The following is a 16,159-nucleotide window of genomic DNA, read 5'->3' on the forward strand; positions in this document are numbered from 1 at the left end:
TTCGTTGTCCTTGCAGGCTGGCTAGACTGGCCCCAACCTCAGACTCCAGAGAAAGGGCCGTGCTTGGCCGAGGGCACCAGCTCCCACTACCAGGTCCTCCGCGTCTCCGTTAATGCAACGGAACAAGAGATCAAGCGGGCCTACCGCAAGGCCGCCCGGGCCGCGCATCCGGACCATGGCGGAGACCCCGCGGTCTTCCGCCAGGTGACGCTCGCCTACGAGACACTGGTGGATCCCCGCCGTCGGGCGGAGTACGATCGCCGCTACGCCAGCACCCGGCAGCCTTCCGCCCCGGGAACCGGCGAGGCCACTGCCGCACCTTCCAGCCGTACAACCGTGCACCGACCGAACGTGCCACGCAACACCGCCGGAGATGCGCCCGTTTACGTCCCGGCGTTCGACGATCCCTTGGAGGTCCCGCTGCTTTCACCCGCTGAGGCGGCGCGGCAGGTCCACGGCATGCCGCGGAAGCGCGGCATTTTCGGCGCCGAAGCCCGGATCCAGCGGGAAATGCGCACGGTCCAGCTGATCAGTCGGCAGATCCTGCCGGCCATCCCTTCGGCCCGGCTCATCAACGGCCTGCGATCCCCCTCGGACAACAGCCACATCGACCACGCCGTACTGGCCGGCTACCGCCTCGCGCTCGTAGGCTCGATGCTCCTGCCCAAGGGTGCCTATGCCTGGGACGGCGTGGCGCTGCGCCATGGCGGGCGCGCCGTCCCGCCGCCGCAGCTGGGGTTGATCGCCCGCCATATGCAGGACATCTTCCCGGAACTGAACGTCACAGCCTGGGTGGTGGTACACGGGCCCGACACCAATCCGCATGAGCCCGTGATCGACCGCTACCGCCATGACGACGACGGCGGCATCCAGGTGGTCAATGCCGCCGGGTTGGCGAAAGGACTCAAGCAGTTCCTTTCCTCGGGCCCGGTGCCGAACACTGTCGTGGTGCCCGTGCTCGCCCGCTTGCTGCGCGGCATGCACTGACGCGGCTGGCTAGGATTGATCCGTGTTCCGCATCCTCTTCCACACTCCTGAAATCCCGGGCAATACGGGCAACGCCATCCGCCTGGCCGCCATCACCGGCGCCGAGCTGCACCTCGTTGAACCCCTGGGCTTCGATTTCTCCGACGCCAAGCTGCGCCGCGCCGGGCTCGACTACCACGACCTCGCCGTGGTGACGGTGCACAAGGACATCGAAGCGGCCTGGAAAGCGCTGGAGCCGGAACGCGTCTTTGCCTTCACCTCCGACGGCGACACCTCCTACACGGAGATCTCCTACCAAGCGGGGGACGTACTGCTGTTCGGGCCCGAATCTGTGGGACTGCCGGACTGGCTGAAAGAGGATCCGCACATCACGGCACGGCTGCGACTGCCGATGCGGCCGTCCCTGCGTTCCCTCAACCTCGCCAACGCCGCGTCGATCGCGGTGTACGAGGCCTGGCGGCAGAACGGCTTCACCGGGGCCCAGCTCTAACTCCGCACCCAGGGCTTGACCTTGACGTAACGTCAACTTCTACGCTGGTTCCATGAAGCAGGACGAAAGCACCTGGAGCATCTCAGAGGTGGCCAAGGCAAGCAAGGTGTCCTCACGGACGCTGCGCCACTACGACCAGCTCGGCCTCCTCGAACCGGCGTTCACCGCCCACAACGGCTACCGCTACTACGGCGAGCCGGAACTGCTGCGCCTGCAGCGGATCCTCCTGCTTCGTGAACTTGGCCTTGGGCTCGAGACCATCGGCGAAGTTCTGGATGGCCAGACCGATCCCGTGGAGGCACTCGCCGTCCACCGGAAATGGCTACTGGCCGAGCGCGACCGCCTGGACCGCATGTCCAGGACGGTCGACGCCACCATCACAGCACTACGTCAAGGAGCACCCATGTCAGCGGAAAACATCTTCAAGGATTTCGACAACAACCCCTACGAGGCCGAGGCGCGCCAGCGCTGGGGCAACGAGGTCGTCGACGAGTCGAAGGCCCGCCACGCGGCGATGACCACCGAGCAGAAGCAGGAATTCATGGACCAGGCCGACGCCGCGAACCGCGCCGTCCTGGACTGCCTCAACGCCGGGCTGCCGGCCGACGACGCCAGGACCCAGGCCGCCGTCGAACTCCACTACCAGTGGATCCTGCGCAGCTGGACCCCGAACCGGGAGTCCTACGCCGGGCTCGGCCGGATGTACGTGGAAGACCAGCGTTTCAAGGCCTTCTACGACAAGTACGACGAGCGCCTGGCCGGGTACCTGAGCGAAGCCATGACGGCGTACGCGGACGCGCGCCTCAGCTAGTTGTTACCCGGAGGAGTCCAAGCCGGTCGATGACTTCCTGCGCCTCTTCGGCAGGCGATGCCGAAACGGACAGGGAGATGTGGTTCTCGTCCGTGCTTGGCTCCTCCAGCGCGTCGAACTGGGATTCCAGGAGCGACGGCGGCATGAAGTGTCCGTGGCGTGAGGCGAGGCGGTCGGAGATTTTCTCCTTGCTGCCCTGCAGGAACACGAAGACCACGTTCTCCCCCCGCAGCACATCGCGGTACTTCTTCTTCAGTGCCGAGCAGGTGATGATGCCCGGCTCCCCGGCCTCGGTGTGGCCGCGGATCCAATCCGCGATCAACCCGAGCCAGGGCCAGCGGTCTTCATCCGTGAGCGGCTGTCCGGAATGCATCTTGTCCACATTCGCCTGCGGATGGAGGTCGTCTCCTTCGGCAAGGTCCCAGCCGAGGCGGCCGGCGAGCACGCCCGCCACGGTGGACTTGCCCGAGCCGGACACTCCCATGATCACCAGTACGGGCTGCTGTGCAGTCTTCGCCATTGAAAGCCTGTCTCTCATAAATATGATTTAACCGGCTTCAAGCATATGACAGGCGTTACACAGCGGCAAGATCAAAATCCCGCGATGGTCTGGTTCCCGTTGACGTTGACCACATGGAAGGCCTCCGCACTGGAGCCTTCCGGCAGCCCGGCACGGCGCCCGTTGTCCAGGAGCATGCCGCGGACGGTCCGCTCCATGGCGGGCAGGTCCGGGTGCTGGCTGGCATGGACCCGGATCGCCTCGAGCTTCTGTTCGACATGCCCGGACACGTCCACGAAGTGGTTCTCCCGCTCCCCCGGGCCCGCGAAGAGCCAGAGCCATGGCAACTTGTAGGCGTCGAGGCCGGCCTCAGCCAGTTCCGGGTATGCGAAAGGATTCTCCACGGCCGGGTAGACGGCGCGGGTGACGATCTCCCCTACAGCCAGGTGGTCCGGGTGGCTCTTCTGCAGCCGCTCCCAGTTCCGCTCCGGGTGCATGGCCAGCACGATCTGCGGACGGATTTCACGGATCAGCCCCACCACCTGCTTGATGACGTCGTGCGTCACCTCGAGGTAGCCGTCACGCTCATGCAGGTAGTGGATGTCCTCCACCCCGACGATCGCCGCGGCACGCCGTTGCTCCTCCGCTCGGGTGTCAGTGATCGCATGGTGGCTGTCGGCCTCGAAGCCGCCGGCATCGCCGTCGGTCATGATGCAGTAGCTGACCTGCACCCCCGCGGCCGTCCAGGCCGCGATGGTGCCGGCAGCGCCGAAGTCGATGTCGTCCGGGTGGGCGGTAAAACAAAGCACCCGCTCAACGCGCTCCGTGGAGGCGCTGAACGGGCTCTTTGCTGACGTGGCGTCAGTGGTCAAGGATCAGCCTTTCCGCTTCTTGATCTCTTCGGTTGCCTGCGGAAGGACCTTGAAGAGGTCGCCGATGATGCCGAAGTCGGCGATCTCGAACACCGGGGACTCGGCATCCTTGTTGATGGCGACGATCACCTTGGAGGTCTGCATGCCGGCCTTCTGCTGAATGGCGCCGGAAATGCCCGCCGAGATGTACAGCTGGGGCGAAACGGTCTTGCCCGTCTGGCCCACCTGGTAATCGTGTCCGATCCAGCCGGCGTCCGTTGCCGCGCGGGAGGCACCGACGGCGCCGCCCAGGGCATCGGCGAGGGCCTCGACCGGGCCGAAGTCGCCGTCGACACCGCGGCCGCCGGCCACGACGACGCGCGCTTCGGTCAGTTCCGGACGGCCGGTGGCGGGGCGTTCGCTGCGGGCAGTGATGCGCGCGGCGGTCGCGGCGGCATCCGCGGGTACCTCGACCGTGACGGTTTCCGGAGCGCCCGCGGCGGGAGCCTCGGCGACGTCGACGCTGTTGGGCTTGACGGTCAGGACGGCGACGGCGGTACGCGCCTTCGCGGTGGTGGTGTACGCGCCGGCCAGGACGGACTTGTGGGCGGTTCCGTCGGCGTCAACGCCCACGACGTCGGTGATCACGCCGGCGTTCAGCTTCACGCCGAGCCGCGCGGCGATTTCCTTGCCGTCGGCGGAGTTTTCCAGCAGCACGGTGTCCGCGCCGGAGGCGGCGACGGCGGCGGCGAGGTAAGCGGCCTTCGGCGCCACGAGGTACCCGTCCAGGTCGGTGGCCGAGGGGCGGTAGATCGCTGCGGCGCCGTGCGCGGCGATGGAGGCCGCGACGTCGTCGTTCAGCTCGCCGTTGAAAGCCACCGCGCTCTCGCCCAGCGAACGGGCGATGGTGAGCAGCTCAAGGCTGCTCTTCTTCAGCGCGCCGCCCGGGTTGTCAATGAAAACAAGTGCTTTTGCCATGTGTCTTGGGTCCTCTTAGAGCAGCTTCTGTGCGGCCAGGAAGTCAACCAGCTTGATGCCGGCGTCGCCTTCGTCCGTGATGATGGTGCCGGCGGTACGCGGCGGGCGGGCAGCAGCGGTTTCGACGACGGTCAGGGAACCGGCAGCTCCGACCTGGCTGGCGTCGATGCCGATGTCGGACAGCGCCAGGGTGGTGATCTTCTTCTTCTTGGCGGCCAGGATGCCCTTGAAGTTCGGGTAGCGGGGCTCGTTGATCTGGTCCGTCACCGAGACGACGGCAGGCAACGTGGCTTCGACGGTGTCGGAGTGGCCGTCGCCGTCGCGGCGCGCGGTCAGCGTGCTGCCGTTCAGTTCCAGCGCCGAGGCGAAGGTGATCTGCGGAAGGCCGAGGCGCTCGGCCAGCTGGGCCGGGACCAGGGAGGTTTCGCCGTCGGTGGAAGCCATGCCGGTCAGTACCAGGTCCACCGGGCCGAGGTAGCGGATGGCCGCGGCCAGGGCGAGAGATGTGGCGGCAGCATCGGAGCCGGCCAGCGCGTCATCGCTGAGGTGCACGCCCGAGCTGGCACCGATCTGCAGGGACTTCTTGACGGAGTTCACGGCTCCGGCCGGGCCCATGCTCAAGGCAATGACTTCGTTGCCTGCCTTGGCACCGCCGCGGGCTTCGCTCAGCTGCAACGCGGCCTCGAGGGCGTATTCGTCCAGTTCCGAGAGGATGCTTTCGTCACGGTCAACGGTGTTTCCCTGGCCCGTGAGGTGTCGGTCGAACTGCGCGTCAGGGACGTGCTTGACCAGAACGACAATCTTCAATGTCTCTTCCACTGTGTTCGAGGCAGCCTTCCTTGCTTGAGGATGGCCAGCGGCGGGGCGCATGGCCATGGGTGCCCGGCTCGCGGGCTTCGTCCTAGCTAAGCATATTGCGGCGCAATCCGGAGCGCCTGCGTTAACGCCTGTTGCGGAGCCAGCCGCAGGACGCCCCGGCAGCACACGGAAGCGGGCGGCACCGGATGGTGCCGCCCGCTTCCCGCCTTGCCTTACTCCTGGGGTGCGGCGTCGAGAGTGACCTCGATTTCGCGCTCCTGTCCGTCACGGAGGATGGTTGCCTTGACCGTGGCGCCGGCAGCTTCCTCGCGGACCGCGGCGGTCAGCTGGTTGGGGTCGCTGATGGTGCGGCCGGCGAACTTGACCACTACGTCGCCAACCTTGACCCCGGCCTTGTCAGCGGCCGAACCACGGGTCACGCTGGCCACCTCGGCGCCCACCGAGAATCCGGAGTTGCTGCCGGTGGCTGACTTGGACTGCACGCTGACGCCGAACTGGCCGTGGGTGGCCTTGCCGTCCTTGATGATTTCCTGGGCAACCCGCTTGGCGTGGTTGATCGGGATGCTGAAGCCGACGCCGATGTTGCCGCTCGAGGCGTCCGAGGTGCCGCTGCCGGCCGAGGCGATGGCCACGTTGACGCCGATCACTTCGCCCTTGCTGTTGACCAGGGCGCCGCCGGAGTTGCCCGGGTTGATGGCTGCGTCGGTCTGGATCACGTTGATGGAGATGGAGCCTTGGTCGGCGCTGCGCTGGCTGCGGCCCTGGCCGGGGGGCGCGAACTCGAAGCCGCCTTCGTCATCGCCGCCGTCCGAGCCGTCGGGCGCTTCCTTCGGCGCAGCAGAGGACGCCACGCTGATGGTGCGGTTGAGGGTGGAAACGATGCCGTCCGTCACCGTTCCGGTGAGGCCCAGCGGCGAACCGATCGCGACGGCGGTGTCCCCCACGTTGATCTTGCTGGAATCACCCAGAGTTGCGGGGACAAGCCCGGCAGGGTCCTCCACCTTGATCACCGCGAGGTCCGACAGGGGGTCGGTGCCGACGATGCTGGCCTTCAGGACCCGGCCGTCATGGGTCCGGACCTCGATGGAAGCGTTGGCGGTTGCGCCGTCGAGCGTCACGACGTGCGTGTTGGTGAGGATGTGCCCCTGGTCATCGATGATGATGCCGGAGCCGGTTCCGCCTTCGCCGCCGCTGGTGGATGCCTTGATGGTGACCACGCTCGGCGAAGCCTTGGCGGCCGCCGCCGTGATGACGTTGACATCGTCCTTGTTATTGACGATGACAGTGCCGCCTTGGCTGCTGCTGCTCGAGGCAGGGGCCTTGGTGTCGAAAAGCTGGTTGCCCGCTGCCACCACTCCGCCGCCCACCAGGCCGGCCGCGAGGATGCTCGCCACCAGGGTCCCGACGCCGAACACCGGCTTGCGCTTGGCGTTCGCCGTGCCTGCCGCGGCGCCATGCTGGCCGTGCTGGATGCCGTGCTGGCTTGCCCCCGGCTGCGCGAATTGCTGGGTGGGCTGCTGGCTGGCGTGCTGTTGGCCGTACGGCTGCGGAGCGCTGTATCCGGAGGACGCCGGGCGCCCCTCGGCCGCACCGCCATAGAAGGGTTGGTGCTGCGGGTAGGAAGGCCCGGGAGTGGATGCGCCGCCATGCCGGGCCTGTTCCGGGGACACGGGCTGCCCGGGCTGGTAGGCCGGCAAGCGGGTGGTGGCCTGGTCCCCCTGCTGGGGGCCGGACTCCCGAACTGCATCCGCAGACTGCCCCGCCGCGCCGTGGTGAACCTCCGGAGCGTTGTTGTCCGGGATGTTGCTGTCCGGGCCGGCCGTACGTGCGTTGTCGCGTTCGTTGCCCGGTCCCTGCACTGGGTTCTCCGTCATGGGACTTCCTTTCGTCTTCGTCTGCACTTAACTATGGCGGCTCTTGCTGGAGCAAAATCGGATGTTTGCTGTGAGCTTGCTGGACGCTGGTTCCTGGTTGCCGGGTTCGGCCGGGCGGCTTCACCGAAGCCACGGGAAAACCGCTTCAACGCCGGGCATTCGGGCTTTTCTCCGGGTTTCGCTGGCGGCATATTCGGCGCTGTGGACGGTCTTCGGGGTGCACCATAGAATCAAATGGAATTGCCACAGCGACCTGCGGCTATACAAACCATGCGTGGGGGCGCTGCTGCATTCTGTGACGATTGGTCCGGCTTGGGCCAGTCGCAGACGTGCTGAAGGGTTGCGCATGCGGTCACTGTTGAAACGAGTCCTTGCCGTCGCTGGCCTGACCGGGATGCTGGCCTTTCCGGCCGCTGCCGCGTGGGCCGAGAGCCCGGTGACGCTGGATCCGGCGAGCAAGATCGTCGATTCCGCCGGCGTACTCGGCGGCAAGAAGTCCGAGGTCCAGGACGCCATCAAAAAGCTCGGAAGTGAGCACTCCTTGGTGCTGCACGTTGTCACTGTCAAGAAGTTCGAAAATCCGAGCAACCGTGAGGCCTGGACGGACGAGGTGGCGGAAAAAGCGGGCCTTGGGCCCAACGCCTTGATCTTCGCCGTTGCCACTGACGCCCGGCAGTACATCCTAAACAAGGGCGGTACCAAGCTCACGGAGTCCCAGATCGAGACGATCAAGAGCAAGGCCATCGGCCCGCAGCTCTCCAAGGGAGACTACGCGCAGGCCGCCATTGACGCCGCGTCCGCCATCGGCGATGCCGCCGGCGGGGGCAAGGGAGAGGTCCCCGGCAGCGGCGGTTCCGGTGCTGCCGTATTGGTTGGCGCGGGAGTTGTTGCCGCAGGCGGTGTGGGCACCTACCTCTACCTGCGCAACCGGCGCAAGAAGCAGGGCCAGGGAGCCATCGCTTCAGGCGGTGAAACGTACACGCCGGAGCAAGGCCAGCCCGATCCCCTGGCATCGATGAGCATCGAGGAACTCCGCCGCAAGAGCGGCTCCCTCTTGATCGAAGCGGATGACGCCATCAAGTCCAGCGAGCAGGAGCTCGGCTTCGCCCAGGCGCAATACGGTGATTCCGCCGTCGGGAACTTCACCAAGGCGCTTCAGGAAGCCAAGGGCCACATGACGGAGTCCTTCAAGCTGCAGCAGCAGCTTGACGACCATATCCCGGACACCGAGGAACAGCAGCGCAGCTGGCTGGGTGAAATCATCCGCCGCTCGGAAGCGGCCCTCGCCTCGCTTCGCGAGCAGAAAGCCGATTTCGACTCCCTCCGCGAACTCGAGAAGAACGCGCCGCAGGCCTTGGCAACGATCGGCAGCGGCGCCCGCGAAGCGGAGGCCAAGATCGCCAGTGCAGAACAGTCCCTGGAGAACCTCCGTGCTAAATACGCCGAGAGCGCCCTGACCCAGGTGGCGGACAACATCACGCAGGCGAAGGAACGCCTCGCGTTCGTCCACAACGCCGAGAAGACGGCGAGCGAAAAGCTCGCCTCCGGTGAAGGCAGCCTCGCCGCCGTAGCCGTTCGCGCCGCAGAAGAGGGGCTGCACCAGACCAACGTCCTGCTGGACGCGATCTCCAAGCTCTCCGGCAGCCTCGACGAGGCGCGCACCGCGCTGGAATCCGCGGTGGTGGACACCAGCCAGGACCTGGCACAGGCCAAGGCCATGATCCAGTCCGGGGCGCACCCCGAGCTGACCGGTCCCGTGGCCGGCGTTGAATCCGCACTGGCGCAGGTGAAGGCCGAGATCCGATCCGGCAAGATCGACCCCATCGCCACGCTGGACAAGGTGGAGAAGGCGCACCAGGCTCTCGACCAGTCCCTCGGCGGCATCCGCGACCAGCAGGAGCAGTCCCGCCGTGCGCAGGCTTCGCTGCAGCAGACCATCATGGCTGCCCAGGCACAGATCAGCGCCACCTCGGACTACATCACCGCCCGCCGCGGCGGTGTCGGTACCGAGGCCCGCACCCGCCTCGCCGAGGCGCAACGGAACCTGGACTACGCACTCTCCATTTCCCGGAACGATCCCGTGACCGCTTTGGCCTATGCGCAGCAGGCCCACGCGCTGGCGGCGCAGGCCGCCCAAGTGGCGCAGTCCGACGTCGAGCAGTTCGGCGGCTACGCCAACCAGGGCTACAACAGCGGCGGCATGTTCGGCGGCGGTGGTGGCGGCGGCCTGGGCGGCGCCATCCTGGGCGGCATCCTCATCAACTCCATCTTCAACAGCGGCGGAGGCGGCTGGGGCGGCGGTCACAACGACGGCGGTGACGGCGGCGGCTTCTTCGGAGGCGGCGGCGACGGCGGAGGCTGGGGTGGCGGCGGCGACTGGGGCGGCGATTCCGGTGGCGGCGGCGACTTCTAGCCAACAAAGACTAGGCGGGGCACCTGCCCCACGTAGAAGCGGTACAACAACTGATCACTGGATTCAGTGAAACCCACTGAGCAGGACGAAAGGCAACACCATGGTTAAGCAGTCCATTTTCGGCAGGATCGCACAGCTCGCCAAGGCGAACATCAATGCCTTGCTCGACCAGGCTGAGGATCCGCAGAAGATGCTGGACCAGATGGTCCGTGACTACACGAACAACATTGCCGAGGCAGAGTCCGCGGTGGCCCAGACGATCGGCAACCTGCGCATGCTCCAGGCCGACTACAACGAGGACATCAAGAACGCCCAGGACTGGGGCAACAAGGCCCTCGCCGCGTCCCGCAAGGCCGATGAATACCGCGCTGCCGGAGACACCGCCGATGCCGAGAAGTTCGACAACCTGGCCAAGGTGGCCATCCAGCGCCAAATCACTGCCGAAAGCGAAGCCAAGGCAGCGGAGCCGAACATCGCCTCGCAGACCGAGGTGGTGGACCGCCTCAAGGCCGGCCTGGACCAGATGAAGAACAAGCTCAACCAGCTCACCGCCAAGCGCAACGAACTGGTGGCCCGCTCCAAGACCGCCGCTGCGCAGTCCCAGGTGCACGACGCCCTCAAGAGCATCGACATCATGGATCCCACCAGCGAGGTTGGCCGCTTCGAAGAAAAGATCCGCCGCGAAGAAGCCAAGGTCCTCGGACAGCAGGAACTCGCCGCATCCAGCCTCGACGCGCAGTTCAACCAGCTTGAGGACCTCGGCGAGCAGAGCGAGATCGAAGCCCGCCTTGCGGCGCTGAAGTCCGGCGGTTCGACGGCGGCCATCGGCAGCGGCTCGGCAGCACCCGCCACCCCGGCCATCAACGAAGCGGACTTCGACAAGCTCTAAGCCCGCCCACCGGCGATAGACCAAGAGCCCGGTTCCCGGTCCGAAAGGACGGGGAACCGGGCTCTCGCCGTTTCAGGCACGCATCCGGCCGCGCTTAGCCTCGTTTCGCTTCCACCGCCATGCGGCCGATGATGAGCTGCATGATCTCGTTGCTGCCTTCCAGGATCTGGTGGACACGGAGGTCCCGCAGGATCTTCTCCAGGCCGTACTCGGAAAGATAGCCGTAGCCGCCGTGCAACTGGACGGCTTTGTTGGCTACGTTGAAGCCGGCATCGGTGGCCACCCGCTTGGCCATGGCGCACAGGCGGACGGTGTCCGGCGCTCCCCTTTCCAGGGCGTCAGCTGCCCGCAGGAGCAGGGTCCGGGCGGTTTCCAGCTCGGTGTCCATGTCCGCGATGTCGAACAGGAGCGCCTGCTGCTTGATGAGCGGGCCGCCGAATGCGGAGCGGCCGCTCAGGTAGGCGATGGATTTCTCCATCGCTGCCTGGCCACCGCCAAGCGAACAGGCCCCGATGTTCAGCCGCCCGCCGTTCAGGCCCTTCATCGCAATGGCGAAGCCGCCGCCTTCCTCCCCCAGCATGTTGGCGGCAGGCACCCTGACTCCGTCGAAAATGACCTGGCGGGTGGGCTGGGCGTTCCAGCCCATCTTCTTTTCGTTGGGCCCGAAGGACAGGCCCGGTGCCTCACCCGGGACCAGGAAGGCCGTGATGCCGTGGCTGCCCGAATCCGAGGTGCGGGCCATCACGATGTACACCCCGGCGGCCCCGGCCCCGGAGATGAACTGCTTGGTGCCCGTCAAAAGGTAATCGTCGCCGTCGCGCACGGCCTTGGTGGTGAGCGCCGCGGCGTCGGAACCCGCGCCCGGCTCGGTGAGGCAGTAGCTGCCCAGGATTTCCATGGAGGCGAGCTGCGGTACCCAGGCGGCCCGCTGCTCCTCGTTTCCGAAGGCATCCACCATCCAGGCCACCATGTTGTGGATGGAGATGTAGGCGGCGATGCTCGGGTCCGCCTTGGAGAGCTCCTCGAAGATCAGCACGGCGTCCATCCGGCCAAGTCCGGAGCCGCCGAATTCCTCGCCGACGTAGATGCCGCCCATGCCCAGCCCGCCGGCTTCCTTCAGCACGTCCACGGGGAAGTGTTTCTGTTCGTCCCATTCAGCCGCGTGCGGGGCGATCGCTGTTGCCGCGAAGTCGCGCACCATTTCCACTACTGCCTGCTGCTCTTCGTTGAGCTCGAACATGCGCACTCCTTATCCGGGTTGGCCGGCTGTTTGCCAGGTGCTATTTACTGACCTTCCCCGTCAAGGATGCGATGGGGCGAAGGAACAGGGGCCTGGCCAGGAACCAGGCAGCCACGATCACGGCAAGTGATGCGGCGAAGATACCGAAACCGATCCAGTTCTCGTCGGTGCTGCCGCCGTACATGTGGTTCAGGTTGCGCAGTGCGCCGGTAGCCAGCACGAGAGTGATGTGCACGAACGTGAACAGCACGAAGTAGATCATCACCGGGAAATGCACGGCGCGGGCGAACTCGATCGGGTAGATCTTGTTGACCGCAGCCTTCTTGGGCCAGGCCGAGGAGGTGCGCAGGCCGGTGATGATGGCCAGCGGCGCGGCGATGAACACCGTGGCGAAGTACGTCAGGAGCTGGAGGGCGTTGTAGTTGACCCAGCCGTCCTCAACGGGCCAGTTCAGGGACAGGTACTGGATGCCTGCGGAGACCGCGTTGGGGAAGACATCCCAGCTGGTGGGCACGATCCTCACCCAGTGGCCAGTGGCGAAAAGCAGGATGATGAACACAACGCCGTTGAGCACCCAGAGAGCGTCCAGGGTGAGGTGGAACCACAGGTCCAGGCTCATCTTGGTGGGCGCGTTCCTGGTGCGGATCAGGCCCTTGTTGTTCCGGGTCCAATAGGCCGGAGGGCGCTTGGCCGTGCGGACCTGCCAGCCGGAGCGGACGATGAGCACCAGGAAGAACATGTTGAAGAAGTGCTGCCAGCTGAGCCAGACAGGGAATCCTACGGGCGCGCCTTCCGGGAGCTCCGAATGGCCGGGGTAGTCATGCAGGAACGACTGTCCGGCGGTGGTGCCCGTGAACCATTTGGCCAGCAGCACGAGCAGCAGAAGCAGCAGCAGGGCGGCGGAAACGGCCACGGCGGGCCGGAACCATTTGCTTTGCTTGACTGACGGCTTCTTGGTGGGGGCGGACATCTTCGCAGACACCTCTCGGGGGAACTTTCGCAATCACGGACGCATCAAGCTAACAGGCTTTCGCCCGCCGCAGCCAACGCCTGTTACGCCAGCATTCGCTTGCGGCCCTCGGACGCTCCCGACGGCGGCTTCCAGCTGCCGTCCGGGCGTCCTGAACCGAGAATACTAGGAAATCCAACTATTCACCATGGGCGCGCACGCCGTCGAAGAAGGCAGTCAATTCTCCACCCAGCAGTTCCGGTGCCACGACGGGCGCGAAGTGGCCGGCGCCCTCCAGTTCGCGGACCTCCCCGCGGGCCACATGCTCCGCCAGGTACCGGGCGGACTCCCGTACAAACGCGGGGTGGGTGGTGCGTGTTCCCCACAAGGCGAGCACCGGGGCGGACACCTTGGCGAGCCGGCCGGCGTCGTACATTCTCGGTCCTTCCGCCGTCGCGTTCTGCTGGAAATACCGCAGCATGGCAGGGATGCTGCGCCCCCACTGCTCATGGAAATCCGGAGGCAGCGCCGCGTGTTCAGCGTCGTTGATGACGTACGGGGCGAAGGACCGCGCGGCATCCGCCAGGTTCCCGACGACGGCGGGCGCGGCCGCGCGCTCGATGGCGGCTCCCAGCGCGGCCAGCTCGCCAGGCCCGGCCACCGTGGGAATGTAGCCTTCGAAGATGGCCACGGCGGCTACGGAGGAGCTCTGCGCGGCAGCACCGAGAACGGCTTCGATGCCCGACCAACCCAGCAGGTACACGGGCGCGCCGACCATGTCGATGAACGCCACCAGGTCTTCGACAAGCCGGCCGGCGGTGTGATCGGGATTGTCGCCGGACAGGCCCCGCCCGCGGGTGCTGGGTGTGTAGCAGGTGAACCGCCCGGAGAGCTGCGGCACGAGGGCCTCGTAGGCGACTTCGCCGTCGCCCCATCCGCCGTGGACAAGCACGAGCGGTGGCCCCTCTCCCCGGACACGCCCGACAATTTCCGTGCCATCGGCGGAGATGGCCACTTGCACTTTGTCTTTCATGATCCGCTCCTTGCGTGGAGGCACCGTGTTTCGGTGCTCTACCTCCGACGGTAGGGAGCGCGGGGTCGCGCCGGCATCGGCAAAAGCGGCCACCTTCGCGGCATCAGCTACGCAAAAGCGCGTAGGGCCTCAGCGGGCCCCGGCCAAGCGATGGGCTATTGCATAGCGCGCAGCCTGGGTCCGGGACGTGGCGCCGATCTTGTTATAGATGTTCGTCAGGTGCCGGGCCACGGTGCGGTCGCTGATGAACAATGCCGCGCCGATCTGCCGGTTGGAGCAACCCTCCGCCACGAGTTGGAGGACCTGGCACTCGCGCGGGGACAGGCCGTCCGGGGCATCCAGGGACGCTTCCGCCGCACCAAGCCGGGTGAAGATCTCCTGTGCCCGGGCCGCCTCCCTGCCGGCGGACGCCGCGTCGCCCAGCTCGCCGTATGCCCGGGCCAGGCCCTGGCAGCACTTGGCCGCGTCGTAGTCCGAGCCGAGCCCGTACCACCGGGTGCATGCGTCGCGAAGCAGCGGCAGCGCCTCCGCGGCTTTTCCGTGCACAAGCAGCACCGTTCCGCGGGCGGTCGCCGCCATCGCCTCCAAGCCCGACGTCGCATACGCAACCGCTGCCTCGTCGAGCTCCAAGGCGGCGTCCGCTGCGGACTGGAGCTCACCCGCGGCAATCGCGATGTCCACCATTGCGGAGCACAGTACCGCCCGGCGCAGAGGGAGCTGGCCAGCGGCAGCAAGCGCGGCCGAGAGCGACGCAAAGGCAGCACCGGGGTGCCCCGCCGCGAGCTGGAGCAGTGCGCTTCCGGGTTGCGGGTCCAGTCCGCGGGCATGGGCTTCGGCGTAGGCCTCAGCGGCGTCCTCCTGCCCCCGCAGCCGCCGGGCCTCGCCGACGAGATACCACGCTTGTGCGGCGTAGTCGGTGCGGTTGGCGTCCAGCGCCTCGATCAACCCAGCCGCCAAGGACTCGGCCTGCGCCCATTCCCCGCGCACCATTTTCAGCTGCACCCGGTGCACGGCACACATGGCACTGAAAACGGCCTCCGCAGGGACGGAGCTCAGCCACTCTTCAGCGAGCTCCGTCCATGTGCGCATCCGGCGGATATCGCCCAGATCATGGCAGGCCGCGATCGTGTGGCAATACAGGACTCCGGTCATGAAGGGATCGAGCCGGCCCTGCTGGACCGTTACCATCACTTCGTCCAGCAGGGCCAGTCCGCCGGCCACCTCGCCGGACATCGCGAGCGCACGGCCTTCTCCGTTGATCCCGACAGCGAGCAGCACCGGGTCATCCAGGCGGCGTCCAAGATCGATGATTTTCCGGGCCGTCTCCAACGCGGCAGCAGGCCGGCCTGCCATGAGGTTGGCGTCAAGGCCCGTCAACGAGTCCAGCAAACCGTGGACACGGCCCTCGGGACAACCCTCCAGGAGCCGCTCTGCATGGCCGAGCCACCCCGCGCCCAAGGACTGCTCACCCCGCGCCAGATGGAAGACGCCTACCCGGAAGGCGACCGCCACGGCATCGACCGGCCGCGAAGCGGAAGCGAAGGCCCGGCATGCCTCGCCGTTGAGCCTGATGCAGTCGTCGATCCGGCCGCTCCACCATGCCGCATCCGCTGACGCCGCCAGGTCCACGGCCGTCAGTCGGGCCGGATCAATGCTGCCGAAAGCATCCGCGGCCGCAGTCCATTCCCGGGCCGCATACAAGCGCCGTGCCCGTTCCAGGAGGTCTTCGTCCAGCTCCGCCACCGCCCGCATCCGCTCGTCGCCGCTGTCGATTGCCGCCGGCTGCCCGGCACTACCAGAATCCAGCGGTCCCTGCCGCACCGCAAGAGTCAGCCGCGCGGCAAGAGTCACCTGTGCAGGGCGGGAAGGGTGGGAAAACAAAAGATCCGGACCAGTTTTCACTGATCCGGATCTTTCCTTCAGTTGCGGGGACAGGATTTGAACCTGTGACCTCTGGGTTATGAGCCCAGCGAGCTACCGAACTGCTCCACCCCGCGGCGCAGGTTCCACTCTACCCTATTTTTGGCGGGCCACTGACCACTCCTCCGAGGGGCGGTCCATTCCTCGCAGGAAGCCCTGGGAAAACAAAAGATCCGGACCAGCTTTCACTGATCCGGATCTTTCTTTCAGTTGCGGGGACAGGATTTGAACCTGTGACCTCTGGGTTATGAGCCCAGCGAGCTACCGAACTGCTCCACCCCGCGGCGCACAAACTACTTTACCGTCAGGTGAATGCCCGGCCAAATCGAGGCGACGTGATGTCCGTCTCCCCTCGCTCCATGGCGGGCCGGCCCGCCCCCGAGGCGGCGGAAGCCGGTGTCCGCCG

The 16,159-nt window shown here is 66.5% G+C and carries 14 protein-coding genes and 2 tRNA genes; 5 read left to right on the forward strand and 11 right to left on the reverse strand.

Translation table 11 applies throughout. The features are described from left to right. The first annotated feature begins 63 nt into the window (after positions 1-63). The 3 genes from BIU82_RS02115 to BIU82_RS02125 are packed head-to-tail and all read left to right on the forward strand — an operon-like array spanning position 64 to position 2,288. Positions 64-987: a DnaJ domain-containing protein gene (locus BIU82_RS02115; RefSeq protein WP_070347782.1), complete on the forward strand. Its 924-nt coding sequence runs from the start codon at positions 64-66 to the stop codon at positions 985-987. A 22-nt stretch (positions 988-1,009) separates the two neighbouring features. Beyond that, positions 1,010-1,477 (forward strand): tRNA (cytidine(34)-2'-O)-methyltransferase, encoded by a 468-nt coding sequence (locus tag BIU82_RS02120; protein WP_070347783.1) that lies wholly within the window; start codon positions 1,010-1,012, stop codon positions 1,475-1,477. A gap of 52 nt (positions 1,478-1,529) precedes the next feature. Beyond that, the gene (locus BIU82_RS02125) at positions 1,530-2,288 is read left to right on the forward strand and encodes a MerR family transcriptional regulator (RefSeq protein ID WP_070347784.1); all 759 of its coding nucleotides are present in this window, start codon (positions 1,530-1,532) and stop codon (positions 2,286-2,288) included. Here the strand turns inward: BIU82_RS02125 and BIU82_RS02130 are convergent. The 5 genes from BIU82_RS02130 to BIU82_RS02150 all read right to left on the reverse strand — a co-directional run bounded on the left by BIU82_RS02130 (position 2,281) and on the right by BIU82_RS02150 (position 7,309). After that, complete coding sequence (locus tag BIU82_RS02130) at positions 2,281-2,808, reverse strand: gluconokinase (RefSeq protein ID WP_070347785.1); 528 nt, start codon at positions 2,806-2,808, stop codon at positions 2,281-2,283. The two genes, BIU82_RS02125 and BIU82_RS02130, sit on opposite strands and share 8 nt — an antisense overlap. Positions 2,809-2,879: 71 nt before the next feature. Beyond that, positions 2,880-3,659 (reverse strand): PIG-L deacetylase family protein, encoded by a 780-nt coding sequence (locus BIU82_RS02135; RefSeq protein WP_070347786.1) that lies wholly within the window; start codon positions 3,657-3,659, stop codon positions 2,880-2,882. A 3-nt stretch (positions 3,660-3,662) separates the two neighbouring features. Then, positions 3,663-4,616, reverse strand: coding sequence for an electron transfer flavoprotein subunit alpha/FixB family protein (locus BIU82_RS02140; RefSeq protein WP_070347787.1), 954 nt, complete (start codon positions 4,614-4,616; stop codon positions 3,663-3,665). Between the two features lie 15 nt (positions 4,617-4,631). Beyond that, positions 4,632-5,423 (reverse strand): electron transfer flavoprotein subunit beta/FixA family protein, encoded by a 792-nt coding sequence (locus BIU82_RS02145; RefSeq protein ID WP_070347788.1) that lies wholly within the window; start codon positions 5,421-5,423, stop codon positions 4,632-4,634. A 224-nt stretch (positions 5,424-5,647) separates the two neighbouring features. Beyond that, positions 5,648-7,309 carry a trypsin-like peptidase domain-containing protein gene (locus BIU82_RS02150; RefSeq protein ID WP_070347789.1) on the reverse strand — a complete coding sequence of 554 codons (1,662 nt, stop codon included), beginning with the start codon at positions 7,307-7,309 and terminating at the stop codon, positions 5,648-5,650. A gap of 346 nt (positions 7,310-7,655) precedes the next feature. Between BIU82_RS02150 and BIU82_RS02155 the strand changes: the two genes are divergently transcribed. Then, on the forward strand, positions 7,656-9,722 hold the full coding sequence (locus BIU82_RS02155) for a TPM domain-containing protein (protein WP_171906472.1): 2,067 nt from the start codon (positions 7,656-7,658) through the stop codon (positions 9,720-9,722). 100 nt (positions 9,723-9,822) lie between these two features. Next, positions 9,823-10,611 carry a PspA/IM30 family protein gene (locus tag BIU82_RS02160; protein ID WP_070347790.1) on the forward strand — a complete coding sequence of 263 codons (789 nt, stop codon included), beginning with the start codon at positions 9,823-9,825 and terminating at the stop codon, positions 10,609-10,611. 94 nt (positions 10,612-10,705) lie between these two features. On the opposite strand, the gene BIU82_RS02165 is transcribed toward BIU82_RS02160, so the two are convergent. From BIU82_RS02165 to BIU82_RS02190, 6 genes are all read right to left on the reverse strand, one after another. Further along, entirely contained in the window at positions 10,706-11,851 is a 1,146-nt protein-coding gene (locus BIU82_RS02165; RefSeq protein WP_070347791.1) for an acyl-CoA dehydrogenase family protein, read from the reverse strand. Positions 11,852-11,891: 40 nt separating this feature from the next. Further along, on the reverse strand, positions 11,892-12,821 hold the full coding sequence (locus BIU82_RS02170) for a cytochrome b/b6 domain-containing protein (protein WP_070347792.1): 930 nt from the start codon (positions 12,819-12,821) through the stop codon (positions 11,892-11,894). Positions 12,822-12,999: 178 nt separating this feature from the next. Then, positions 13,000-13,833 carry an alpha/beta hydrolase gene (locus tag BIU82_RS02175; RefSeq protein WP_083292142.1) on the reverse strand — a complete coding sequence of 278 codons (834 nt, stop codon included), beginning with the start codon at positions 13,831-13,833 and terminating at the stop codon, positions 13,000-13,002. A gap of 129 nt (positions 13,834-13,962) precedes the next feature. Further along, the gene (locus BIU82_RS02180; protein WP_139146463.1) at positions 13,963-15,684 is read right to left on the reverse strand and encodes a LuxR C-terminal-related transcriptional regulator; all 1,722 of its coding nucleotides are present in this window, start codon (positions 15,682-15,684) and stop codon (positions 13,963-13,965) included. A 72-nt stretch (positions 15,685-15,756) separates the two neighbouring features. Further along, positions 15,757-15,830 (reverse strand) — tRNA-Met (locus BIU82_RS02185). 133 nt (positions 15,831-15,963) lie between these two features. After that, a tRNA-Met gene (locus tag BIU82_RS02190) sits at positions 15,964-16,037 on the reverse strand. Positions 16,038-16,159 lie beyond the last annotated feature (122 nt).

This window comes from Arthrobacter sp. SW1 (genome assembly GCF_001766675.1).
Taxonomy (GTDB): Bacteria; Actinomycetota; Actinomycetes; order Actinomycetales; family Micrococcaceae; genus Arthrobacter.

What these genes read in the sequence shown, in the direction of transcription:
- BIU82_RS02130 (WP_070347785.1), bottom strand. Translation starts at nt 2,808, where the DNA reads ATGGCGAAGACTGCACAGCAGCCCGTACTGGTGATCATGGGAGTGTCC.
- BIU82_RS02170 (WP_070347792.1), bottom strand. Translation starts at nt 12,821, where the DNA reads ATGTCCGCCCCCACCAAGAAGCCGTCAGTCAAGCAAAGCAAATGGTTC.
- BIU82_RS02155 (WP_171906472.1), top strand. Translation starts at nt 7,656, where the DNA reads ATGCGGTCACTGTTGAAACGAGTCCTTGCCGTCGCTGGCCTGACCGGG.
- BIU82_RS02165 (WP_070347791.1), bottom strand. Translation starts at nt 11,851, where the DNA reads ATGTTCGAGCTCAACGAAGAGCAGCAGGCAGTAGTGGAAATGGTGCGC.
- BIU82_RS02175 (WP_083292142.1), bottom strand. Translation starts at nt 13,833, where the DNA reads ATGAAAGACAAAGTGCAAGTGGCCATCTCCGCCGATGGCACGGAAATT.
- BIU82_RS02125 (WP_070347784.1), top strand. Translation starts at nt 1,530, where the DNA reads ATGAAGCAGGACGAAAGCACCTGGAGCATCTCAGAGGTGGCCAAGGCA.
- BIU82_RS02140 (WP_070347787.1), bottom strand. Translation starts at nt 4,616, where the DNA reads ATGGCAAAAGCACTTGTTTTCATTGACAACCCGGGCGGCGCGCTGAAG.
- BIU82_RS02160 (WP_070347790.1), top strand. Translation starts at nt 9,823, where the DNA reads ATGGTTAAGCAGTCCATTTTCGGCAGGATCGCACAGCTCGCCAAGGCG.
- BIU82_RS02150 (WP_070347789.1), bottom strand. Translation starts at nt 7,309, where the DNA reads ATGACGGAGAACCCAGTGCAGGGACCGGGCAACGAACGCGACAACGCA.